This is a genomic window from Bradyrhizobium sp. SK17, assembly GCF_002831585.1.
Taxonomy (GTDB): domain Bacteria; phylum Pseudomonadota; class Alphaproteobacteria; order Rhizobiales; family Xanthobacteraceae; genus Bradyrhizobium.
This window is the reverse complement of record NZ_CP025113.1, coordinates 5299076-5320191: the sequence shown is the minus strand read 5'-3', so window position 1 is coordinate 5320191 and position 21116 is coordinate 5299076. Positions and strand designations below refer to the sequence as shown.

The 21116-nt window shown below is 64.4% G+C and carries 22 protein-coding genes; 15 read left to right on the top strand and 7 right to left on the bottom strand.

Annotated elements, in window-relative coordinates; translation table 11 throughout:
• The first annotated feature begins 265 nt into the window (after positions 1-265).
• The 3 genes from CWS35_RS24505 to CWS35_RS24495 are packed head-to-tail and all read left to right on the top strand — an operon-like array spanning position 266 to position 3297.
• Entirely contained in the window at positions 266-1672 is a 1407-nt protein-coding gene (locus CWS35_RS24505; protein ID WP_100954222.1) for an MFS transporter, read from the top strand.
• Positions 1673-1683: 11 nt separating this feature from the next.
• On the top strand, positions 1684-2871 hold the full coding sequence (locus CWS35_RS24500; protein WP_024584076.1) for an acyl-CoA dehydrogenase family protein: 1188 nt from the start codon (positions 1684-1686) through the stop codon (positions 2869-2871).
• 24 nt (positions 2872-2895) lie between these two features.
• Positions 2896-3297 carry a VOC family protein gene (locus tag CWS35_RS24495; RefSeq protein WP_100954220.1) on the top strand — a complete coding sequence of 134 codons (402 nt, stop codon included), beginning with the start codon at positions 2896-2898 and terminating at the stop codon, positions 3295-3297.
• A gap of 249 nt (positions 3298-3546) precedes the next feature.
• Here the strand turns inward: CWS35_RS24495 and CWS35_RS24490 are convergent, their stop codons facing one another.
• Both CWS35_RS24490 and CWS35_RS24485 read right to left on the bottom strand, forming a co-directional pair.
• The gene (locus tag CWS35_RS24490) at positions 3547-4269 is read right to left on the bottom strand and encodes a hypothetical protein (protein WP_100954218.1); all 723 of its coding nucleotides are present in this window, start codon (positions 4267-4269) and stop codon (positions 3547-3549) included.
• A 99-nt stretch (positions 4270-4368) separates the two neighbouring features.
• On the bottom strand, positions 4369-5121 hold the full coding sequence (locus tag CWS35_RS24485) for a Spy/CpxP family protein refolding chaperone (RefSeq protein WP_371682878.1): 753 nt from the start codon (positions 5119-5121) through the stop codon (positions 4369-4371).
• Between the two features lie 446 nt (positions 5122-5567).
• Between CWS35_RS24485 and CWS35_RS24480 the strand changes: the two genes are divergently transcribed.
• The 8 genes from CWS35_RS24480 (at position 5568) to CWS35_RS24445 (ending at position 14227) form a co-directional block, all read left to right on the top strand.
• On the top strand, positions 5568-6908 hold the full coding sequence (locus CWS35_RS24480) for an ABC transporter substrate-binding protein (RefSeq protein WP_024584072.1): 1341 nt from the start codon (positions 5568-5570) through the stop codon (positions 6906-6908).
• Between the two features lie 115 nt (positions 6909-7023).
• Positions 7024-7962 (top strand): carbohydrate ABC transporter permease, encoded by a 939-nt coding sequence (locus CWS35_RS24475; RefSeq protein WP_024584071.1) that lies wholly within the window; start codon positions 7024-7026, stop codon positions 7960-7962.
• Positions 7962-8873: a carbohydrate ABC transporter permease gene (locus tag CWS35_RS24470; protein ID WP_024584070.1), complete on the top strand. Its 912-nt coding sequence runs from the start codon at positions 7962-7964 to the stop codon at positions 8871-8873. Before CWS35_RS24475 ends, CWS35_RS24470 begins: the two co-directional genes overlap by 1 nt.
• A 4-nt stretch (positions 8874-8877) precedes the next feature.
• Entirely contained in the window at positions 8878-9978 is a 1101-nt protein-coding gene (locus tag CWS35_RS24465; RefSeq protein ID WP_100954216.1) for an ABC transporter ATP-binding protein, read from the top strand.
• 29 nt (positions 9979-10007) lie between these two features.
• Positions 10008-10997: a hydroxyacid dehydrogenase gene (locus CWS35_RS24460; RefSeq protein ID WP_100954215.1), complete on the top strand. Its 990-nt coding sequence runs from the start codon at positions 10008-10010 to the stop codon at positions 10995-10997.
• 169 nt (positions 10998-11166) lie between these two features.
• On the top strand, positions 11167-12591 hold the full coding sequence (locus tag CWS35_RS24455) for an amidase (protein ID WP_100954213.1): 1425 nt from the start codon (positions 11167-11169) through the stop codon (positions 12589-12591).
• A gap of 124 nt (positions 12592-12715) precedes the next feature.
• Positions 12716-13384 (top strand): hypothetical protein, encoded by a 669-nt coding sequence (locus tag CWS35_RS24450; protein WP_100954211.1) that lies wholly within the window; start codon positions 12716-12718, stop codon positions 13382-13384.
• A 69-nt stretch (positions 13385-13453) separates the two neighbouring features.
• On the top strand, positions 13454-14227 hold the full coding sequence (locus CWS35_RS24445) for a transporter substrate-binding domain-containing protein (RefSeq protein WP_100954209.1): 774 nt from the start codon (positions 13454-13456) through the stop codon (positions 14225-14227).
• A gap of 87 nt (positions 14228-14314) precedes the next feature.
• Here the strand turns inward: CWS35_RS24445 and CWS35_RS24440 are convergent, their stop codons facing one another.
• Complete coding sequence (locus CWS35_RS24440) at positions 14315-14719, bottom strand: cupin domain-containing protein (protein WP_024584064.1); 405 nt, start codon at positions 14717-14719, stop codon at positions 14315-14317.
• A 23-nt stretch (positions 14720-14742) separates the two neighbouring features.
• Positions 14743-15441, bottom strand: coding sequence for a ribonuclease activity regulator RraA (locus tag CWS35_RS24435; RefSeq protein ID WP_100954207.1), 699 nt, complete (start codon positions 15439-15441; stop codon positions 14743-14745).
• A gap of 215 nt (positions 15442-15656) precedes the next feature.
• On the opposite strand from CWS35_RS24435, the gene pxpB reads away from it, so the two are divergent.
• From pxpB to CWS35_RS24415, 4 genes are all read left to right on the top strand, one after another.
• The gene (gene pxpB, locus CWS35_RS24430) at positions 15657-16388 is read left to right on the top strand and encodes a 5-oxoprolinase subunit PxpB (protein ID WP_100954205.1); all 732 of its coding nucleotides are present in this window, start codon (positions 15657-15659) and stop codon (positions 16386-16388) included.
• Complete coding sequence (locus CWS35_RS24425; RefSeq protein ID WP_100954203.1) at positions 16385-17419, top strand: biotin-dependent carboxyltransferase family protein; 1035 nt, start codon at positions 16385-16387, stop codon at positions 17417-17419. Before pxpB ends, CWS35_RS24425 begins: the two co-directional genes overlap by 4 nt.
• Before the next feature lie 32 nt (positions 17420-17451).
• Entirely contained in the window at positions 17452-18225 is a 774-nt protein-coding gene (locus CWS35_RS24420; RefSeq protein ID WP_100954201.1) for a LamB/YcsF family protein, read from the top strand.
• A 151-nt stretch (positions 18226-18376) separates the two neighbouring features.
• The gene (locus CWS35_RS24415) at positions 18377-18790 is read left to right on the top strand and encodes a hypothetical protein (RefSeq protein WP_100954199.1); all 414 of its coding nucleotides are present in this window, start codon (positions 18377-18379) and stop codon (positions 18788-18790) included.
• 73 nt (positions 18791-18863) lie between these two features.
• Here CWS35_RS24415 and CWS35_RS24410 read toward each other — a convergent pair whose 3' ends face one another.
• The 3 genes from CWS35_RS24410 to CWS35_RS24400 form a co-directional block, all read right to left on the bottom strand.
• The gene (locus CWS35_RS24410) at positions 18864-19016 is read right to left on the bottom strand and encodes a hypothetical protein (protein ID WP_168226371.1); all 153 of its coding nucleotides are present in this window, start codon (positions 19014-19016) and stop codon (positions 18864-18866) included.
• A 253-nt stretch (positions 19017-19269) separates the two neighbouring features.
• Positions 19270-20427 (bottom strand): CmpA/NrtA family ABC transporter substrate-binding protein, encoded by a 1158-nt coding sequence (locus tag CWS35_RS24405; protein ID WP_100954196.1) that lies wholly within the window; start codon positions 20425-20427, stop codon positions 19270-19272.
• Positions 20424-21014: an ANTAR domain-containing response regulator gene (locus CWS35_RS24400; protein ID WP_038380888.1), complete on the bottom strand. Its 591-nt coding sequence runs from the start codon at positions 21012-21014 to the stop codon at positions 20424-20426. Before CWS35_RS24400 ends, CWS35_RS24405 begins: the two co-directional genes overlap by 4 nt.
• Between the last annotated feature and the right edge of the window lie 102 nt (positions 21015-21116).

Sequence of the window (21116 nt, the reverse complement as noted above, 5' to 3'; positions counted from 1 at the left end):
TATGCCCCTCAGCATTTCCCCGAGGCAAACCCTTGAGGATCGGCCCCGCGGGAGTCAACGGCTCCGGCGGCTCGCATCGGGTTTTCGCACCGCGATTTGTGCGCGGCAGTAAGCCGAATTGCTTATCGCGTCGGTGCAGACGAGCCCCGCGTCGGCCCGGGCTTGTCGGTCGCAAGCGCGGGAGGATAGCCTCCTTCCATCAGCGATGCGCTGGCGCGACGCTCGCTCCGAACAACAATGAACTGGCGCCATGGGGAGACGCGCCATGTTCGAGATTCTCGATCGCCGGACGACTCTGACCGGCAACCAGATCAAGATCCTTGCGGCGGCCATCATCGGCGATGCGCTGGAATTCTTCGACTACTTCCTGATCGGCTTCGTGCTCGCATTCCTGATCGGTCCGTGGAAACTCACCTTCGGCCAGTCGGCCACCGTGCTGATGAGTTCCGGCATCGGCGCCATCGTCGGCGCCTATCTCTGGGGTTGGCTCGCCGACCGGATCGGACGCCGTGTCGTCTTCATCGGCACCGTGCTGAACTTCTCGATCGCGACCGGCCTGCTCTACTTCACCCCCGACAATGGCTGGGTCTATCTGGCGATCCTGCGCTTCTTCGTCGGCACTGGCGTTGGCGGCCTTTATTGTGTCGACCTGCCGCTGGTGCAGGAATTCATGCCCTCGCACAAGCGTGGCTGGGTCGGCGGGCTCGTCACCTGCGTGATCCCGCTCGGTGTCGGTCTCGGCGCGGTGCTGGGAGCGATCATGGGTACCGACCAGTGGCGGCTGCTGTTTGCGATCGGCGTGCTGCCGGCGGTGCTGGTGCTGCTGGTCAGGCTCTGGGTCCCGGAGTCGCCGCGCTGGCTGTGCCGGCAAGGACGCTATGACGAAGCGCGCAGGTCGCTCGCCTGGGCCTTGCAGGTCGAGCCGTCCGAACTGCCCTTGCCGAGCGCCGCCGACGCCGGTCCGGTCGTCAAGACGAGCTGGTTCGACCTGTTCAAATATCCGCGCAGCCTGATCGTCTCCTGGCTCGGCAACGCCGGGGCGCAGACCGGCGTCTATGGCATCACGCTGTGGGCGCCCGCGCTGTTCGTGTTGTTGCTGAAGGTGACGCCGCAGGAGGCCGCCAAGATGATGATCCTGCTCAGCGTCACCGGCTTCCTCGGCCGCATCTCGTTCTCCTGGTTCTCCGAGCTGCTGGGGCGGCGCGTCGCCGGCGGCCTGCTCGGCCTCGGCGCCGGGGCGTTGACGATCATTGCCGGCTATCACTACGACGCGACGCTGTTCGGGATGTCGGCATTCTGGCTGCTGCTCGGTGCAGCCTTCTTCTTCGCGGACGGCGGCTTTGCGATCGTCGGTCCGTATGCGGCGGAGGTCTGGCCTTCGCATCTGCGCACCACCGGCATGGGGTCGGCCTACGGCTTCGGCGGCATCGGCAAGATCATCGGCCCGGTCGGCCTTGCCCTGATCGTCGGCTCGAACAATTATCTCAAGCCGGACGTGCCGCTGACCCAGATTCCGACCGCCTTCGTCTATCTCGGTTGCTGGTTCCTGATGGCCGGCGCGGTCTATCTGCTCTTCGGGCTCGAGACCCGCGGCAAGTCGATCGAGCAGATCGACAAGGAGCTCAATGCGGCGGCTGACGTCGAGGCCCCGGCGACGATCCGGCGCGCCTGAGGGAGGCGACCATGAATCTGACTTCAGCTGACATTGCCGGCGATCGCGAGGTGATCGCCCGCGCCGACGCGATCAGGGACGCGGTCGCCGCGGCGTCCGACGAGATCGAGACGACACGCCGGCTGCCGCGCGACCTGCTCGACCGGCTGCATGAGGCCCGGCTGTTCCGACTGCTGCTGCCGCGCTCGACCGACGGGATCGAAACCGATCCCGTCACCTTCTTCCATGCCATCGAGACCATCGCCAGGGCCGACGCCTCGACGGCGTGGTGCCTGAGCCAGGCCGGCGGCTGCGCGATGTCGGCCGCCTATCTCGACCTGCCGGTCGCGCAGGAAGTGTTCGCCGACCCGCGCGCCGTGCTCGCATGGGGGCCTGGCCCGAAGGTCAAGGCGGTCGAGTGCGAGGGCGGCTACCGCGTCACCGGGACCTGGTCGTTCGCGTCAGGCGGACGGCACGCCACCTGGCTCGGCGCCCACTGCCCGATCTACGCCGCGGACGGCTCGCCACGCCGCGATGCCAATGGCGAGCAGGCCGAGCGCACCATGCTGGTGCGGACCGAAGACGTCGAATGGACCGACATCTGGAATACGGTCGGGCTGCGCGGCACCGCCAGCGACCAGTTCGCGCTCAACGACTTCTTCGTTCGTGCCGATCATTCGATCACCCGCGAATTCGACCGCGAGTGCCGCGAAGACGGCCCGCTGTACCGGATGAGCAACCACACCTGCTACCAGGTCGGCTTTGCCGGCGTCGCCTGCGGCATTGCGCGCAGCGCGCTGGACAATTTCGTCGACGTCGCCCGCAACAAGGTGCCGCGCGGCATGACGAAGACGCTGCGCGACAACGCCGTGGTGCAGTCCGGGCTCGCCCAGGCCGAAGTCAACCTGCGCGCCGCCCGCGCCTTCCTGCTGCAATCGATGGCCGACATCTGGAAGGATCTGGTCGCCGGCCACAGCATCACGGTCGCGCAACGCATGACGATCCGGATGGCGGCAACCCATGCCATCCACAAGGCGCGCGAGGCGGTCGACTTCGCCTACAGCACCGCGGGCGCCACCGCGATCTTCGATGGCCATCCGCTGGAGCGGCGCTTCCGCGACATCCACACCGTGACCCAGCAATTGCAGGGCCGCTTCAGCCATTTCGAGACCGTCGGCGCCTGGATGCTGGGCGTCGATGCCGACCTCAGCTTCGTTTGATCTAAATTCTCAGGGAGAAGAACCATGCCATTGGGTGGACTACAGCATTTCACCATCGAGCCGCAGGACCTGGAAAAGACCAAGGAGTTCTATTGCGACGAGCTCGGGCTCGAGAATGGCGACCGGCCGCCGCTCGATTTCCCCGGCTACTGGCTGTATTCCGGCGGTCAGGCCACCGTTCATCTGATGGGCACCCGCGAGCCGCGCGACGGCATCGTCGTGCGCGGCACCAAGAAGAAATATCAGGACACCGGCCGCCTCGACCATATCGCCTTTGCCGCCACCGATGTCGAAGGTGTGCGCAAGCGCTTGCAGGCGAAGAACGTCAGCTTCCGCGAACAGATCGTGCCGCGCACCGGCGACACCCAGATATTCCTCTACGATCCCGATGGCGTCGGCGTGGAGCTGAACTTCCCGAAGGTCTGAGCCGACGAGTGCTGGACCGCCCGCGCTGAACCGGTCTGCTCAACAATTGGCCGGCGCGCCTGCCCGGCATTTTCATGTCTCATTCACGTCGAGCAATCGGTTCCCGACAAGGCCCAGACTCGGCCATCAGTCGGGCGTGATCCGGTCCGTTTTTCTTCAACATTGAATGACGAGCTAACCAAGCCGCGCCGCTGCGGCAGAATAGCCGGGTGCTGCGCCTTTAACCTACCCCAGGGCATGGTGGCCCGGCTATTCGTCCCCACTCCGCAATTGGCGCGGGTCGGCGTGTGCCGTTCGACTCCTGCGGCCCGGGGGAGCATCAGAGAGCACTTTTCTATAGAAGCTCTCCGCCCTGAGTTCCCACGGTTCGATGGAGTTCATCTTATTGACCGAGTTCTTTGAAGCGCGGACGTTGCTGCAATGCACGCGCATCCACGAAATTGGATCGAACAGTTTTCCGCCCGGAAGGCCGGAAATCAGGTGAGACGCTACACCCGAGCCGGGCGCACGAAGGACTATCCATTTCAGTTTCGTCCTTCGACACCAAAGGCATTCCGCATAGTAAACCCCGAGATCGAAGATTGGATTCAGGCCGTTCAGGGGCCCGGTCCAAGGCACCTTGAGCCCCTTGTACGCATCTACGACATTCTGGTCGAAACCGCCGACGAGCAGGTCCGCATATCGTGGCAACCAAGAGGACACGGCCATCACGCCTGCATCGTCCAAACCGGCTACGATTTCGAAGCGCGCAAGGAAGCCGCGCAACGCATCCAGACGCGGAGCTCTGCTATCGTGGAAGAACTGTGCGTATTTCTTGCTGGACTCAGCCCATCTCTTCCTGTCCTCGTCATCGTCCGAGGAAACCATATCCCAGTCAGGCGGCGCATATTGCGGATAGCCGATCAGTGCCTGACTTAGGAGCAATTGCTCTTCGGTCGGCGCTGCGCCAGCACGTCGGAACCAGCGAAACATCCCGGCGATCCTCACTCAACTAGCGGCATGGAGGCCTCACACACATGTCCGTCCAGCGCTTGCTTTGAACCCACCATCCCAAACAGCGGCAACCGATCGTCAATCGAGCCCGCGTTCGTGGCTGAGGCGGACCATCTCGTTGATGAAGATTTGTTTCTGCTTGTCGTCGAGGCTCGCATAGAGCGGCTCCGCCGCGTCGGCGACGCCGCGCTGATCGACCGCGCGGTCGTTGAGGAACTGGGCCTCGTTGCGCATCTGCTCGATGATGTCGTCGGGCGGATCGCGCTGCGCCCGGGCGATCCTCAAGTTGAGGCGGTCGGCGCCGTTGTGGCCGAGATAGTGCATCGCGCTGTTGAAGCCAGCCCAGTGCTTCTCCTGCTCCGGTGTGAGGTTCAGCTCCTTCTTGATCCGCTCGATGTTGGCATCGCTGTTGGCGACCATTTGCTCCGCCGTCAGTTGCGGCGCCCCATCCTGGGTCAGCACCGCCGTCTGCTGTTTCGCATTCTTGGCGGCGGCCTTCGCCGATTTGGTCCCCCTCGCGCCCTGCTTGTCGCCGGACGCCGGCGCCTGAGCGTTCTTGCCATTGCCGGGATTGGGACTGGTGTTGTTGGGATTGTTGCCGGTGAACACCCCGGTCACGCCCGTCACCACGCCAACCACGCCGCCGATCGCGCCGCCCAACACGCCGCCGACCGGTCCGGCGGCCTTGTTGCCCTCACGCGCGCCCTTCTCGACGCCCTGCACGAGCTGCGCATTGACGATGTGAGGCAGTGCGAACAACGCGACAATGGCGGCCGCAACCGCGACGCACAATTTCCGCCGTGCTCGCAGCTTCGCTACCGGAATGAGCATGATCGGGTCTCCGTGATCGATGGTGGATTGAGGAGTTAACGCAGGTGGGACTGGTCTGGACTTTATCTTCTCTGGCTTCGGCAAGTCTATCGATCGCGCTGGGCATCAACATGACGAAGACGGTTCGAGCAGGTCCGGCTGGAAACCTGCGGCTCAACGGCGCACGCGCCCGCCGGACCTGTCCGCGTCGCGCGCTGCGTGCGTCGCAGCATGATCGCGAAAACCGTTGCAAACAACCTGCAACCGCAATGCCACGAACCACGCTGCCTGCGATTTGACCACAACGTTAGTACTACGTGGCACGGGCATCTCGTTTCTCGACAGACGACGGCAATTCTGTTCTGATCGGACACAACGAAATCCCGAGAGATCGCGCCGACGCGACGCACAAACAACAACGGGATCCGAAAGTCTTTTGTCCGGTGGCTCGCCAGGGAGGGAACGCCATGTCACGGAAGACGCTTTCACGCCGACAATTCGTTGCAGCGACAGCGCTGTCATCGGCCGCACTGATCACAGCTCCTTACGTACGTGGCGCGCACGCAGCCGGAAAGCTCTCTATCGGCTTCTGGGATCACTGGGTGCCCGGCGCCAACAACGAGTCGACCGCGCTGGTCAAGGAGTGGGCCGAGAAGGAGAAGGTCGAGGTCCAGATCGACTATATCACCAGCGTGGGCAACAAGAACCTCGTTACGATCGCGGCCGAAGCGCAGGCGAAGACAGGCCACGACATCTTCGCGATGCCAACGTGGTGGGTGCACTCCAATGCCGAGCAGCTCGAGCCGGTCAACGACGTCATGGAGCCGCTCATCAAGCAGAATGGCGAGGTCAACGGCACGGTCAAATACCTCGGCCAGGCGAACGGCAAATGGCTCGGTGTTCCCACTTGTCTCGGCAGCCAGATCAAGGGGCCTTGCTCTCGTATCGACCTGATGAAGAAGTACGCCGGCATCGACGTGCAGGAGATGTATCCGGCAGGCAGCCCGGCGAAGGCTGACAGTTGGACGCTGGATAGCTTCCTGAAGGCGGCCGAGGCGTGTCAGAAGGCTGGCTTCCCGTTCGGGATCGGGCTTGGTGAGACCAGCGACAGTGTCGATACCGCCGGCGCGATCTTCCAGTCATTCGGGGCCGAGTTGGTCGACGCCAAGGGTAACCTGACGGTCAAGACCGACGCGGTCCGCCAGGCGGTCGACTTCTACAAGAAGCTGATCGCCTTCCTGCCGCCCGACGTGGCGGCATGGGACGACGCCTCCAACAACAAATGGCTGGTGGCCGGCAAGGGCGCGATGATCATGAACCCGCCAAGCGCATGGGCCGTCGCCAAGCGCGATGCGCCTCAGATCGCCGAGCAGTGCTGGACCCACGGTTTCCCGGCCGGTCCCAAGGGCCGCTTCGCACCGTTCCTGCCCTACTTCCTGTCGCTCTGGAATTTCTCCAAGAACAAGGAAGCCGCAAAGAGCCTGCTGACGCATCTGTCGCAGCCGGCATCGATCGAGCGGCTGGTCAACGCCAGTGGCGGCTACGATCTTCCCGCCTTCGCCAATTTGACCACGTTGAAGATATGGCAAGAGCAGTCGCCGCCTAAGGGCACGCTCTACCATTACCCCAACCCCAACAACCACCAAATCCTGTCGATCGCCGCGTCACCTGCGCCGCCGAAGATTGCCCAGCAGATCTATTTCCAAGCCACTCTGACCAAGATGTGCCTCAGATACTACCAGGGTGAAAGCATGGAGAAGACCCTCACCTGGGCCGAGGGCGAGTGCGAAGGCTTCATGCGAAGCTGACGGCAAGCGAGCTTCGCGCGGCCGCCGATAGTGCCGGCCGCGCGCAGTCTCGTCTTTGCATTCCTGCCGCTGAACCGGCGAACTGTGCAACCGACCCGCGCGAGGGACCTGCGTTATGGTTGATGTCGCATTCCAATCCAACCGCGCGGCGGTGGCCCAGCCTGGGCGAAGACGCGGCGGCCTGCGCAACGCGCTGCGGCGCAAATCGATGGCCGCGTTCCTGATGACGTTGCCGCTGATCGTCCTGATCGCGGTTCTCGTGCTCTACCCGGCGCTGTATTCGCTGCATCTGGCGACGCTGAACAAGGCGATGACGAAGTTCGTCGGCTTCGGCAATTTCGAGTTCCTGTTCAAGCGCGACACCTTCTGGCTGGTGGTCAAGCAGTCCTGCATTTTCGCGATCTCCGCGGTGGTCTTCAAGGCGCTGATCGGCTTCATCGTCGCGCATTTCGTGCACAACGTGCCCGCCAACAAGCAGCGCAAATGGCGCGGCATGCTGCTGGTGCCATGGGTGATCCCGCCGGCAATGAGCACGCTGGCCTGGCTATGGCTGTTCGATCCCTCCTACAGCGCTTTCAACTACACGCTGTCCTTCTTCGGCATCGGGCCGATCCCGTGGACCGGCGATGCGATGTGGGCGCGCTTCTCGGTGATCCTGGTCAACGTCTGGTACGGCGCGCCGTTCTTCATGATCATGTATCTGGCGGCGTTGAAATCGGTGCCCGAGCAGCTCTATGAAGCGGCAGCGATCGACGGCGCCAATTGGTGGCAGCGCATCTGGTACGTGACGCTGCCGATGATGCGCAACATCATCGCGATTACCACGCTGTTCTCGCTGATCGTCACCTTTGCCAATTTCGACATCGTGCGCATCCTGACCGCCGGCGGGCCACTCGATCATACCCACATCTTCGCGACCTGGGCGTTCCGCGTCGGCATCGAGGGCAGCGACATCCCGCTCGGCGCCAGCGTCTCGCTATTCATGGTGCCGATCCTCGCGGTCGCGGCGATCTTCATCCTGCGCGACATCACCAAACGCGGGAACGAATCCTGATGAGCACGATGACGATCGACAAGTCCGGGCCGACCCGCAAGGTCAAATACGGCAGCATGAGCCGCGATCGGACCTGGGCCCTACGCTGGTCCTATTTCTTCCTGGTGCTGTTCGCGATCTTCTCGCTGACGCCGCCGCTCTACATGCTGATCACGTCGTTGAAGGGCAGCGCGGAGATTTCCGCGGCGACCAATCCGTGGTGGGTATACCACCCCACACTCGAGAACTACGTCGAGCTCCTGACGTCGAACCAGTTCCTGCGCTTCTTCTGGAATTCGGCCTGGGTCTCCATCATCGTCGTCACCATCACGATGTTGATCAGTGTGCCGGCGGCCTTTGCCTTGGCGCGGATGAAGTTCTGGGGCTCGGCGACACTCGCGACCGGCGTCTTTCTCACCTATCTCATTCCGGACAGCCTGCTGTTCATTCCGTTGTTCAAGATGTTCGCGGTGTTCGGCGACTGGACCGGTATTCAGCTCATCAATCGGTGGTATGTGCTGGTGTTCATCTATCCGACGCTGACGGTGCCGTTCTGCACCTGGATCATGATCGGCTATTTCGCCTCGATCCCGAAGGAGCTCGACGAGGCCGCGATCATCGACGGCGCGAGTTGGTTCCAGACGCTGACCCGCATCTTCATCCCGGTCGCGCTGCCCGGCCTGATCGCGGCGACGATCTTCGCCTTCACCGTGTCCTGGGCCCAGTTCCTGTATCCGCTGGTGTTCACCACCTCGACCGACCAGCTCGTGCTGCCGGTCGGCATCATCACGACGCTGATCAAGGGTGACGTGTTCAACTGGGGACAGATCATGACCGGCGCCCTGCTCGGCGCCGCGCCGCCGCTGATCATCTACGCGTTCCTGATGGACTACTACATTGCCGGCCTCACCGCCGGCGCGACAAAGGGTTGAACGGATGGCCGACGTCAGTTTGCGCAAGGTGGTGAAGCGTTACGATGAGGTCGAGGCGGTGCGCGGCATCGATCTCGACATTGCCGACCATGAGTTCGTGGTGCTGGTCGGACCGAGCGGCTGTGGCAAGTCGACGACCTTGCGGATGATCGCGGGCCTCGAGGACATCTCCGACGGCGACATCATTATCGGCGGCGACGTCGTCAACGACGTGCCGCCGAAGGACCGCGACATCGCGATGGTGTTCCAGAACTACGCGCTCTATCCGCACATGACGGTGGCCGAGAACATGTCGTTCGGGCTGCGGCTGAAGAACTATCCCAAGGCCGAGATCAAGAGCCGGGTTACCGAGGCCGCCCGGATGCTCGACATCACCGACCTGATCGACCGCAAGCCGAAGCAGCTCTCCGGCGGCCAGCGCCAGCGCGTCGCGATGGGCCGTGCCATCGTGCGCAACCCGAAGGTGTTCCTGTTCGACGAGCCGCTGTCCAACCTCGACGCCAAGCTGCGCGTGCAGATGCGGATCGAGATCAAGAAGGTGCATCAGAAGGTCCGCACCACCACGGTCTACGTCACCCACGACCAGGTCGAGGCGATGACCCTGGCGGACCGCGTAGTGGTGATGAACCACGGCAAGATCGAGCAGATCGGCACGCCCAACGAACTCTATCACAAGCCGGCGACCCGGTTCGTCGCGAGCTTCATCGGCTCGCCCGCGATGAATTTCGTGCCGTGCCGGCTCGAGGATGTCGGCGGCAAGCTCAATGTCAGGCTCACCGACCGCCTCGCTTTCCCGCTGCCACCGGCGCGCGCCGCACGCTACCAGAGCCTCTCGCGCACCGACAAGTTGCTGCTCGGCATCCGGCCCGAGCATGTCATGGAGGCGCGGCCGCACGCCGAGCCCGGCGTCGAGCCGTTCGACGCGGTGCTCGACGTCACCGAGCCGATGGGGATGGAGACCCTGGTCTATTTCACGCTGGAGGGCAGTCAGCTCTGCGGCCGGGTCAATCCCAATGCGGGGGCGCAGGATGGCAGCCCGCTCCGATTGGCAGTGGACCTCAACAATATGCATTTGCTAAACGAGGTGACCGGCGCCGTCCTTTGACGGCGTACAAGAAACCGCAAGGGCAGGAAATGGCCATCAACAAGAAGAAGATTTTCATCACCCAGACTCTGTCGCCGGGGGCACGGGTGCTCCTCGACCAGCGGGACGACGTAGAACTCATCGAATTTCCCAATCTGATCTCCGCCAAGGACTTCCAGGCGATGCTGGAGCAGCACGCGCCGGTCCATGGTGTTGCGCTCGGTGCGACCCGATTTGGCGAGGCCGAGCTCGAGGCCTCCAAGGGCATGATGGTGGTGACCCGGATCGGCGTCGGCTACGACGCCGTCGACGTACCGGCGCTGTCCCGCCGCAAGGTGCCGCTGATGGTCGCAGGCACCGCGAACTCGCCCTCGGTCGCCGAACAGGCGCTGTTCATGATGCTGACGCTCGCCAAGCGCGCGCAGGAAATGCACACGATGGTCAAGGACGGCACCTGGGCGAGCCGGCTCGGGGTGCTGCCGTTCGATCTCTACGGCAAGACCGTGCTGATCATAGGCTTCGGCCGCATCGGCACCCGCACCGCCAAACGCTGTCTGGCGATGGAAATGAACGTGCTGGTCTATGATCCCTACAAGCCGGCCAGCGAGATCACCGCGGCAGGCTGCGAGCCGGTGTCGAGCCTGGAAGCGGCGCTGCCGCGTGCGGATTTCGTCACCATCCACTGCCCGAAGAACCCCGAGACGGTCGGCCTGTTCAACGCGGCGCGGATCGGGCTGATGAAGCCGACCGCCTATCTCATCAACACTGCCCGCGGCGGCATCGTCGATGAGAAGGCGCTGCACGACGCGCTGGTGTCGGGCAAGCTCGCCGGCGCCGGCCTCGATGTGTTCGAGGTCGAGCCGCCGCCGGTCGGCCAGCCGCTGCACGCGCTGCCGAACGTGATCATGGCACCGCATGTGGCCGGCGTGACCGTCGAGGCGGTCGATCGCATGAGCGAGCAGACTGCGCGCAACATTCTGAGCGTGCTGGACGGCAATCCGCTGCGCCAGAATGTCATCAACCAGGACGTCCTCGGCTAGAGCATGATCCGGAAAAGTGCGAAAGCGGTTTTCCGAAAAGATCATGCGCAAACAAGAAACAAGAGCGCGATGACGGTTCAACCTGATCGCATCGCGCTCTAGCTTCCAGCCTTCCTCGTTCGCGCCGCGGCCGATCGGCAGGATCGGCCCGGCGATGCGGAGTACTCAAATGGCCTTCAAGGAATTCGGCAACTACGATGCGGTCGGTCTCGCCGAGCTCGTCCGCAACAAGGACGTGACGGCAAAGGAGCTGCTCGACGAAGCGATCGCGCGCACCGCCGCCGTCGACCCCAAGATCAATGCGGTCGTCGTCAAGCACTACGACTACGCCGAGCGCCAGATCGCCAAGGGGTTGCCTGACGGCCCGTTCACCGGCGTTCCGTTCCTGCTGAAGGATCTCGACCTGCTCGCGGGCACCCGCACCACCTCGGGCGCCAGCCTGCTGAAGGACTTCGTCGCCGACCACAACGGCACCCTGGCGCAGCGCTTCCTCGACGCCGGCCTCACCATCTTCGGCAAGAGCTCGAGCCCGGAATTCGGCCTGATGCCGACCACGGAATCCCGCCTGTTCGGCCCGACCCGCAATCCCTGGAATCTCGACCATTCCTCGGGCGGCTCGTCAGGCGGCGCCGGTGCCGCGGTCGCGGCTCGCATCCTGCCGGTCGCGCATGCCAGCGACGGCGGCGGCTCGATCCGCATTCCCGCATCCGCCTCCGGCGTGTTCGGCATGAAGCCGACGCGCGCCCGCAATCCCTGCGGCCCCGATCGCGGCGAAGGCTGGGGCGGCTTCTCCGTCGGCCACGTGCTCAGCATCAGCGTCCGCGACAGCGCGGTCATGATGGACGCGATCCACGGTCCGGAGCCGTCGAGCATCTATGTCGCGCCACCGCCCGAGCGGCCGTTTTCCCAGGAGGTCGGCCGCGATCCCGGCCAGCTCCGCATCAGCTTCACCGACAAGTCGCCCTATGGCGACGCGATCGATCCCGAGATCGCGGAAGCGGTGCGCGACATCGCCAAACTGCTCGCGGGCCTCGGCCATCATGTCGAGGAGCGCGCCCCGCCGCTTGCGGCGGATCCGGCCGCGGTCATGACCACGATCGTTGGCGGCAACACCGCGCTGACCATCCGCCTGCTCGAGCAGCGCGTCGGCCGCACTCTGACCTCGGACGATGTCGAGCGGCTGACGCTCGCCAGCGGCCAGAACTCAGCCAAGATGACCCCCGCCGACTACGTCGCCGCACAGCTCGCGGCATTCCAGATCTCGCGTGCACTTGCCACCTTCTTCGAAGGTTGCGACATCTTCCTGAGCCCTACGCTGTGTGCGCCGCCGCTCCGTCTCGGCGAGCTGAACACGATGTCCGAGGACTTGACCCATATCGCGCCGGTGCTGCGCCGCTACATGCCGGGGACCTCGATGTTCAACATGTCCGGCCAACCCGCAATGTCGATGCCGCTGGCCTGGAACAAGGCGGGTCTGCCGCTCGGCATGATGTTCGCGGCCAAGCTTGGGGAGGAAGGGCTGCTGTTCCGTCTCGCCGCCCAGCTTGAGCAGGCGCGCCCCTGGAAGGACAAGCGGCCGCCGGTCTGCGCCTGACAATTTGGCAGCGTCGCCCGAGCTAACCAAAGGGCGACGCCGGGCTGACAAAGGGTAGTTGGATCAGGTAGATAGGAATGGCGTCGGCACGATTCCGTCGGCGTCATGACTGGGAGACCGAACCGTGAGCGACCCGACCGACGATGCGCTTGCTACGATCGCGAGCATTCTCGATCAGACGAGGACACCTCCCGAGAAGGCCAAGCCAACCGACAGGACGGCAGACAAGGCAGCCGAACCAGCCGGGGATCCGCCGGTCTCCATCGCGATGCCGCCGCCCCTACCAACGTCGGTCGAGATCGTTACGGTCGAAGCCGCGTCCATTACGACCGTGTCCACCACCGAGGCTGCGCCCGCCGAGCCATCGGCGGCCGAGCCGCCGCCGATCGAACAAGCCGAGCCAGCCGAACAGGCCGAGCCGAACGAACCCGAAGCCAGCGAACCGCTATTCGTCGAAGCAGCAGTGACCGAGCCGGAGTCGAGCGAGCCGGAGCCGATTCAACCGCAAGCCCCCGTCGAGGCCAACGGCTATTCCAAATCCGGCCCCGGCCCGATGGCGGCACTGCGCTTCCACTGGACGGTGCGCGAGGACAACGGCCAATACTATGTCGACGAGACCGTCGGTCAGGGATCGACCCCGCTCGTCAACGGCCCGATGGACAGCGACGCCGCGATCAAATTCGTCGACGATCGCGAGGCCGAAGCACGGCAGCGCTTTGAGCATTTCAAGCACGAGATGATCAGCCGCAGCGCGTCCCTGTTGCAGGCGCGCAGGGATAGCAACGACGTCTGAGCCACGACGACATTACAGGCGCTGCGAAAACACAGCCGCTGCAAAAAAAGTGGGATGGAGAACACTCGAATGCTTCGCGCGCTGGCCGGCCTCGCTCTCGCATTTCTGCTATCCGCCGCGCATGCGCAGCAGGCCCCGTCGCGGCTCGACGAGATCGTCAAGCGCGGCACGCTGCGCGTCGGCATGACCGGCGACTACCTGCCCTTCACTTCCCTCGACAAGGAGACCAAGGCCTTCCGCGGCTTCGATGTCGACATGGCGCAGTCGCTCGGCAAGGCGCTCGGCGTCAAGGTCGAATTCGTCCCGACCTCCTGGCCGCAGATGATGAAGGATTTCGAGGCCGACAATTTCGACATCGCGATGGGCGGCATCTCGATCACCTTCGACCGGCAGAAGAAGGGCTTGTTCTCGACGCCGATCATGCGCGAGGGCAAGACGCCGATCGCGCGTTGCGCCGACCAGGGCAAGTACGACACGCTCGCCGAGATCGACAGGCCCGGCACCCGCGTCATCGTCAATCCCGGCGGCACCAACGAGCGGTTTGCCCGCGCCAACGTGAAGGCGGCCGATATCCGCGTCTTCGGCGACAACACCAAAATCTTCGACGAGATCGCCAAGGGCGACGCCGACCTGATGATGACCGACGCATCCGAGACGCGCTATCAGCAGAAGCTGCATCCCGGCGTGCTGTGCGCCGTGCATCCCGACAAGCCGTTCGACTTCGCGGAAAAGGCCTACTGGATGCAGCGAGACGTCGCCCTGAAGGCGTTCGTCGACCAGTGGCTCCACATCGCGCGCGAGGATGGCAGCTACGCGAAGATCTACGCTGCGTGGTTCGAATAGCGCGCGGCGAATATGCGCATGCGGCAAGCCCCAGAGACAGAAAGCCCCGCTCGAGAGCGGGGCTTTCATTTGTAGAGCAGCAGCGTCTCAACCGACCTTGTCGTTGTATTCCTCGTCGGTGACGTGCTCCATCCAGGTCGAGAACACGCCGTCGAGCGCCTCCTGCATGGCGATGTGGGTCATGCTGTTGTCCGGCGAGGCGCCGTGCCAGTGCTTCTCGTTCGGCGGAATCCAGACCACGTCACCGGGACGGATTTCCCGGATCGGGCCGCCCTTGGCCTGCACGCGACCGATGCCGGAGATCACGTACAGCGTCTGCCCGAGCGGATGGGTGTGCCAGGCGGTGCGCGCGCCGGGTTCGAACGACACGCGCGAGGCGTTCAGCCGGGCCGGCGCCGGCGCCATGTTGATCGGGTCCTGCAGCACGCTGCCGGTGAAATTTTCCTTCGGCGCGCGGCGGGTCGGCCGCGAGCCGGAAACGTGGATATCCATGGGGTTACCTCCCTTTCTTGACGTTATTTCTTGGTCGCGGCGTAGCGCGCCTTGGTCTCGGCATTCATCGGGTACAGGCCGGGCAGCTGGGCGCCGTTGTTGACCTCGTTGACGATCCAGGCCTCCATCCGCTCCTGCTCGGGCCCTTCGGCCAGCACGTGCTCGAGGAATGCCTGCGGGATCAGCACCGCACCGTCCTGGTCCGCCACCACCACGTCGTTCGGAAACACGGCAACGCCGCCGCAACCGATCGGTTCACCCCAGCCGACGAAGGTCAGCCCTGCGACCGACGGCGGCGCCGCGTAGCCATCGCACCACACCGGCAGGCCGGTGCCGAGCACGCCCTCGACGTCGCGCACCACACCGTCGGTGATCAGCGCCGTCACTCCGCGCTTGACCATGCGCGCGCACAGGATGTCGCCGAAGATGCCGGCATCGGTGATGCCCATCGCATCGACCACCGCGATGCAGCCCGCCGGCATCGCCTCGATCGCGGTCCGGGTCGAGATCGGCGACGACCAGGATTCCGGCGTCGCCAGATCCTCGCGGGCCGGCACGAAGCGCAACGTGAAAGCAGGCCCGACCAGCCGCTCCTGCCCCGGCTTCAAGGGCTTGGTGCCGCGCATCCAGATGTTGCGAAGCCCCTTCTTGAGCAGGACCGTGGTGATGGTGGCGGTGGACACGTGCGACAGCGTCGCGATCGCCTCAGTGGACAGTGACATCTGGAAAGCTTGCTCCGATGGGAGGAAAAGACCGCCGCATGTTGCCGGGCGAAGGCGTTGCGTCAAGGGCTGCGAGAAAAACCTGCGATCAGCCCAATTTATCGATCGCATGCCGATTAATTTATTGAAGTTGCTGCATCATTTTGCACGAAGCGAATTCCGTTTCGATGCAAAACACGCTAGCTTGATGCTCCGACCAAGTCCGCTTTGACCCCATGGCCGAACCCTTAAGTCTCCCCCGCCTTTTGCCGAGTGGCGACAGCGCCATCACGGTGGAATTCAGCCGCACCATCGACGACGCCGCGAACCGGCGGGTGCTCGCGCTCGACCGCGTGATCTCGGCCGAGCCGATCGCAAGCATTACCGAGACCGTGCCGACCTATCGGTCGCTGCTGGTACATTACGATCCCGTGCAGATCAGCTTCGATGCGCTCGGCGAGCAGCTGCTCGCGCGTGCCGCCAAGGCACCGCCGTCTGAGACCGGAACGCGGCGCTGGCGAATTCCCGTCACCTATGGCGGCGAGCACGGCATCGACCTCGAGGATGTGGCGAAGGCGCTCCAGACCACGCCCGACCAGATCGTGGCGCGCCATGTCGCCAGCGACTATCGCGTCGCCATGATCGGCTTCACGCCCGGCTGGTCCTATCTCAGCGGCCTGGACAGCACCCTGCACCTGCCCCGGCGCAAGGAGCCGCGGCTCGTCACCCCGGCGGGCACCATCTCGATCGGTGGAATCCAGACCGGCGTGCAATGCCTGGCCGGCCCGAGCGGCTGGCACCTGCTCGGCCGTACCCCCGTGAGGACCTACCAGTTGCATCGCGATCCGACCTTCCTGCTGGAGCCGGGCGACGCCATCACCTTCACGGCGATCGACGCCAAGACCTTCGCGGAACAGGACCGCGCCGCCGAAGCCGGCGAGTTCGTCGCCGAATTGGTGACGCCATGAGCAGTCTGGTGGTCACCTCGATCGGCCCTGCGAGCTCGGTGCAGGACGGCGGACGTCCGGGCTCGCAACGCTACGGCCTGACGCCGAGCGGCGCGATGGACCGGCTTTCGCTCGCTGCCGCGAATACGCTGGTCGGCAATGACCCGTTTGCCGCCGCGGTGGAAATCGGCCCGTTCGGCGCCACGTTCACCGCACGCGGCGGCGCTGTGCGCATCAGCCTCGCCGGCGCCTCGCGCAATGCCGATATCGGGGGCCGCACTGTCGCGTTCGACAGCTCGGCGACCCTCGCCGAAGGCGAGACCCTCAGTCTCGGCTTTGCGCGCGGCGGATCGTTCAGTTACCTCGCGATCGAGCACGGCATCGAGGGCGAGCCGATGTTCGGCAGCCTCGCCGTCAACGCCCGCGCCGGGCTCGGCAGTCCCTACCCGCGCCCGCTGCAAAGCGGTGATACGTTGAAGACGCAGGCCGCCAGCGGCGCGCCCGAGCGCCGTATCGAATTGCCGGCTGCCAGCGATGCACCGATCCGCATCGTGTTCGGGCCGCAGGACGACGAGTTCGCAGAGGAGCACAAGAAGCTGCTCGTCGACGGCGAGTGGAAGATCTCGGCCACCAGCGACCGCATGGGCTACCGCCTCGAAGGTCCGGTCATCAAGCATCTTGACGGCCACAACATCGTCTCCGACGGCACCGTGAACGGCAGCATCCAGGTGCCCGGCAATGGCCAGCCGATCGTGCTGATGGCGGACCGCGGCACCAGCGGAGGCTATCCCAAGATCGCGACCGTCATTACCGCCGATTTCGGCCGCTTCGCGCAGATCTCCGCCGGCCGGCCGTTTCGCTTCAAGGCTCTCACGATCGCAGAGGCGCAGGCTGAGGCGATCAAGTACCATGAGCTGTTGCGTTCGCTCCCCGACCGGCTCCGCGGCATCGACGATTTCGGCCTCAACATCGAGGCGCTGCGGGATGCGAATGTCGCGGGTCAGGCCATCAGCGCCGTCGATGTGTCGACCTGGCAAGTTGCGCTACCCTGAAGCAAATACCAACAACAAGCGGATCGATCGTCATGACCTCAACCATCGACCTCAATTGCGATCTCGGCGAAAGCTTCGGCCCCTGGGAGATGGGCAATGATGCCGCGATGATCGAGCTTGCGACCTCGGTCAACGTCGCCTGCGGCTTTCATGCCGGCGATGCCGATATCATGCGACGCACGGTCGAGTTGGCGAAGGCGCGCGGTGTCAGCGTCGGCGCGCACCCCGGCTATCGCGACCTGCACGGCTTTGGCCGCCGTCCGATGCCGGGACTGACATCTTCGGAGATCGAGAACCTGATCGCCTATCAGATCGGCGCCTTGCAGGCGATCGCCACCGCGGCCGGCCACAAGGTGACCCATGTGAAGGCGCATGGTGCGATCTCCAACGTCGCTTGCGAAGACGACATGACCGCGAAGGCGATCGCCAGCGCGATCAAGGCGGTCGACGCCAGTCTCGTGTTCGTGGTGCTCGCCAATTCGAAACTGGTGCGCGCCGGCGAAGCCGCCAATCTTCGAATGGCGCACGAGGTGTTCGCCGACCGCGCCTATGAGGACGACGGCAATCTGGTGTCGCGCAAGAAGCCCGGCGCGGTGCTGCATGACCCGAGGGTGATCGCCGATCGCGTGGTACGGATGGTGCAGGACGGCGCCGTCGTCTCGGTCACCGGCAAGGTGATCAAGATGCAGACCGATACCGTCTGCATCCATGGCGACACGTCCGGCGCCGTGGAGATCGCCCGCAATGTGCGTGAGGCGCTGAAGCAAGCCGGTATCACAGTCGCACCGTTCAAGACCGCGCACTGAGCCGCCGATCCGCAGCATTGACGTGGGCCGGTCGCCGTGCCGGCCCCTTTAGATTCCGTTAAGAGTCTTCTTAAACCCAAACTTGCCGTTTGATTGCTAGGTGCTGCTTCCGAGCCTTTGATTGTCCTCTCAGGAAATTGGGTACGAAAGCATGTTCCGCACCACGCTCTCCCTCGCCATTGCCGCGGTTGCCACCGCCGCCTTCACCAGCGCGGCCTCGGCCGGCTGCTACAGCTGCTATACGCCGCCGCCGCAACCCTGCACGACCTGCTATCAGGTGCAGACCGTGCCGCCGCAATATCGCACCGTGCAGGAAACCGTGATGGTCGCGCCGGGCCGCGTCGTCGCGCATCGCACGCCGGCGCAGTATCGCACCGTGATGGTGCCGAAGACCGTGATGGTCGCGCCCGAAGGCGTCGCCTATGAGCGCATCCCGCCGCAATACGCCACCCAGGAACGCACCCAGATGGTCTCGCCGGGCTATTCCTACTACGCGCCGGTCCAGCAGACCTGCAACACCTGCGGCGGCTATGGACAGGGCTACGGATACGGTTACGGCTACTGAGCTCTGGGTATCCAGCCAACACAAAGCCGCCGCCTGAGGCTATCAGACGGCGGCTTTTGAATTGTTTGAGGGGTCAGAACGGGCGGACGGACAGCGTGCCGAACACGATGGCCGCGATCACCGCGAAGGCGCTGTAGAGCGCCACGGTGTGAATTCCGCTCCCGGACTTCCTTGCAATCTGTCGCGCGTAAAAGTGCAGGCGGGCCTCCGCCGATAGTTCGCGCATGGTCGATCTCCAACGCCCCATTGTCGTGGATATGGAATATCGTTCGCTGGCGGATTCAAGCGGGCGGCGAAAATAGCGACGCCGCCACCTCGAGGCACTCGGTTCCGAGAGGAATATTCCTCCCCGCGGGTTCGCCCGAGAATTCCATTCGCTGCAATTCGAGGTACCGGGAACCGCGCCGGTCCGGAGCCAATCGAAAATCCTGAAAACAACCCCATGCAAAGCAGCCGGAGGTGCCGCCGCCGCGCCGCCTTCAGGGCTTCCAGCGCCCGATCTTGAATGCAGCCAGATGCCCCTGAACGTCGGCGGGATCGAACGGAGGACCGGCGAACGCGCCGATGGCATTGGCGGCGCCCGCCGGCTGTCCCGATGCGGCGTCGTACAGGTCAGGCCTGAACACGGCCATGGCGGCCTTCAGCGCCTCGGGCCGGAACGGCGTCTGGCCCCAGCGAACCATCTGGGCATAGAGCCAGGCCGCCTGCACCGGATCGGGCCGTGCCGCCGCCTCGCGCCCGACCAGGAGGTAGCGGCCGCTCTCGCGCATGGTGCCGTCTGGCGAGATCTTGAGCCGGCCGTCGAGCGTGCGCTGGATGACGCTGGCATCGACGCCGATCCGTTCCGGTGAGCTCAGGATGCGTGCTACCTCGGGCCGGTTCTCGGGCTGCTCGATGAACTCGGCGGCGCGCAGATGCGCACGCACCAGCGCGGCCACCACGTCGGGATGTGCCTCCGACCAGGTCTGGCGCACCGCCAGCACCTTCTCCACCGCGCTGAGCAGGATGTCGGACACGAAGTGCAGGATGTGACCGATGCCGAGATCGACCGCGATCGAATTCCAGGGCGCGCCGACGCAGAACGCATCGATATGGCCGTTGGCGAGGCTGTCGACCATGTAGGGCGGTGGCAGCACCACGAGCTGGACATCCTCGTCGGGATCGACGCCGCCGGCCGCCATCCAGAACCGCAGTTGATAATTGTGCGTCGAGAACGGGAACGTCATGCCGAACGTCAGTGGCTCCGCCCCGCTCTGCCGCCGCTTCGCGACCACGCGCGCCAGTGCACGCGAGGTGGCCATCGGATCGACGCGATCGCCGTCGAGCTCCGCCATCAGCGCGGCGTGCAGCGCCGGCGACACCGTGATGGCGTTGCCGTTGAGCCCGAGATTGAACGGTGCCGCGATCGGTACCCTGACGTGACCGAGCCCGAGACTCGAGGCGATCGCCACCGGCGCCAGCAGATGGGCGGCATCGAACAGCCCGATATTGAGCTTGTCGCGGACATTCGACCACGACACCTCGCGCACCAGCGTGACGTCGAGACCTTCGGCCGCGGTGAATCCCTTGTCGACGGCTGTGATCAACGCAGCGGCATCGACCAGCGGAATGAATCCGATGCGCAATTGTGTGGTCATTTCAGCAGCTCCGACGCCGTCAGGATCGATTGCGCGATCTCCCCGATTTTCTTCTTCTCGCGCATCGCGGTCGAACGCATCAGCACATAGGCCTCCTCCTCGGTCAGCCCCTTGACCTTCATCAGGATGCCCTTGGCGCGGTCGATCACCTTGCGCTCCTCCAGCGCGTGCTTGGTGCGGTCGAGCTCGTCCTGCAGCTTGGAGAACGCATTGAAGCGGGAGACGCAGAGATCGAGGATCGGCTTGATGCGCTCCTTCTTGAGACCGTCGACGATGTAGGCGGAAACACCGGCCTCCACAGATGCCTGGATCGATGCGGCGTCGCTCTGGTCGACGAACATCGCGATCGGCCGGCGGACCGCCCGGCTGACCTGGAACATTTGTTCCAGCACGTCGCGGCTGGGGTTCTCGAGGTCGATCACGATGATCTCGGGGTCGAGCGCATAGATCCGCGACAGCAGGCTCTGCATCTCGCTGATATGGACCACGTCCGTGTAGCCAGCCTCCCGCAGTCCCTCCTCCAGGATGGCCGCACGGATCGGGCTCTCGTCGACTATGACGATTTTGGGAGACGACTCAGCGCTCATCGACAACTCTTAGGGCCCGGCAGAGCATCCATATCATGACGGAAGCCTCGGGAAAGGGTTGTAATTCTCGGCAATTGGGACTAGCTCCTGCCCATCAATCAG

Bases quoted from the DNA above. Each gene is read 5' to 3' on its own strand.
- CWS35_RS24505 (WP_100954222.1), top strand. From the start codon at position 266: ATGTTCGAGATTCTCGATCGCCGGACGACTCTGACCGGCAACCAGATC.
- CWS35_RS24500 (WP_024584076.1), top strand. From the start codon at position 1,684: ATGAATCTGACTTCAGCTGACATTGCCGGCGATCGCGAGGTGATCGCC.
- CWS35_RS24495 (WP_100954220.1), top strand. From the start codon at position 2,896: ATGCCATTGGGTGGACTACAGCATTTCACCATCGAGCCGCAGGACCTG.
- CWS35_RS24490 (WP_100954218.1), bottom strand. From the start codon at position 4,269: ATGTTTCGCTGGTTCCGACGTGCTGGCGCAGCGCCGACCGAAGAGCAA.
- CWS35_RS24485 (WP_371682878.1), bottom strand. From the start codon at position 5,121: ATGCTCATTCCGGTAGCGAAGCTGCGAGCACGGCGGAAATTGTGCGTC.
- CWS35_RS24480 (WP_024584072.1), top strand. From the start codon at position 5,568: ATGTCACGGAAGACGCTTTCACGCCGACAATTCGTTGCAGCGACAGCG.
- CWS35_RS24475 (WP_024584071.1), top strand. From the start codon at position 7,024: ATGGTTGATGTCGCATTCCAATCCAACCGCGCGGCGGTGGCCCAGCCT.
- CWS35_RS24470 (WP_024584070.1), top strand. From the start codon at position 7,962: ATGAGCACGATGACGATCGACAAGTCCGGGCCGACCCGCAAGGTCAAA.
- CWS35_RS24465 (WP_100954216.1), top strand. From the start codon at position 8,878: ATGGCCGACGTCAGTTTGCGCAAGGTGGTGAAGCGTTACGATGAGGTC.
- CWS35_RS24460 (WP_100954215.1), top strand. From the start codon at position 10,008: ATGGCCATCAACAAGAAGAAGATTTTCATCACCCAGACTCTGTCGCCG.
- CWS35_RS24455 (WP_100954213.1), top strand. From the start codon at position 11,167: ATGGCCTTCAAGGAATTCGGCAACTACGATGCGGTCGGTCTCGCCGAG.
- CWS35_RS24445 (WP_100954209.1), top strand. From the start codon at position 13,454: ATGCTTCGCGCGCTGGCCGGCCTCGCTCTCGCATTTCTGCTATCCGCC.
- CWS35_RS24440 (WP_024584064.1), bottom strand. From the start codon at position 14,719: ATGGATATCCACGTTTCCGGCTCGCGGCCGACCCGCCGCGCGCCGAAG.
- CWS35_RS24435 (WP_100954207.1), bottom strand. From the start codon at position 15,441: ATGTCACTGTCCACTGAGGCGATCGCGACGCTGTCGCACGTGTCCACC.
- pxpB (WP_100954205.1), top strand. From the start codon at position 15,657: ATGGCCGAACCCTTAAGTCTCCCCCGCCTTTTGCCGAGTGGCGACAGC.
- CWS35_RS24425 (WP_100954203.1), top strand. From the start codon at position 16,385: ATGAGCAGTCTGGTGGTCACCTCGATCGGCCCTGCGAGCTCGGTGCAG.
- CWS35_RS24420 (WP_100954201.1), top strand. From the start codon at position 17,452: ATGACCTCAACCATCGACCTCAATTGCGATCTCGGCGAAAGCTTCGGC.
- CWS35_RS24415 (WP_100954199.1), top strand. From the start codon at position 18,377: ATGTTCCGCACCACGCTCTCCCTCGCCATTGCCGCGGTTGCCACCGCC.
- CWS35_RS24410 (WP_168226371.1), bottom strand. From the start codon at position 19,016: ATGCGCGAACTATCGGCGGAGGCCCGCCTGCACTTTTACGCGCGACAG.
- CWS35_RS24405 (WP_100954196.1), bottom strand. From the start codon at position 20,427: ATGACCACACAATTGCGCATCGGATTCATTCCGCTGGTCGATGCCGCT.
- CWS35_RS24400 (WP_038380888.1), bottom strand. From the start codon at position 21,014: ATGAGCGCTGAGTCGTCTCCCAAAATCGTCATAGTCGACGAGAGCCCG.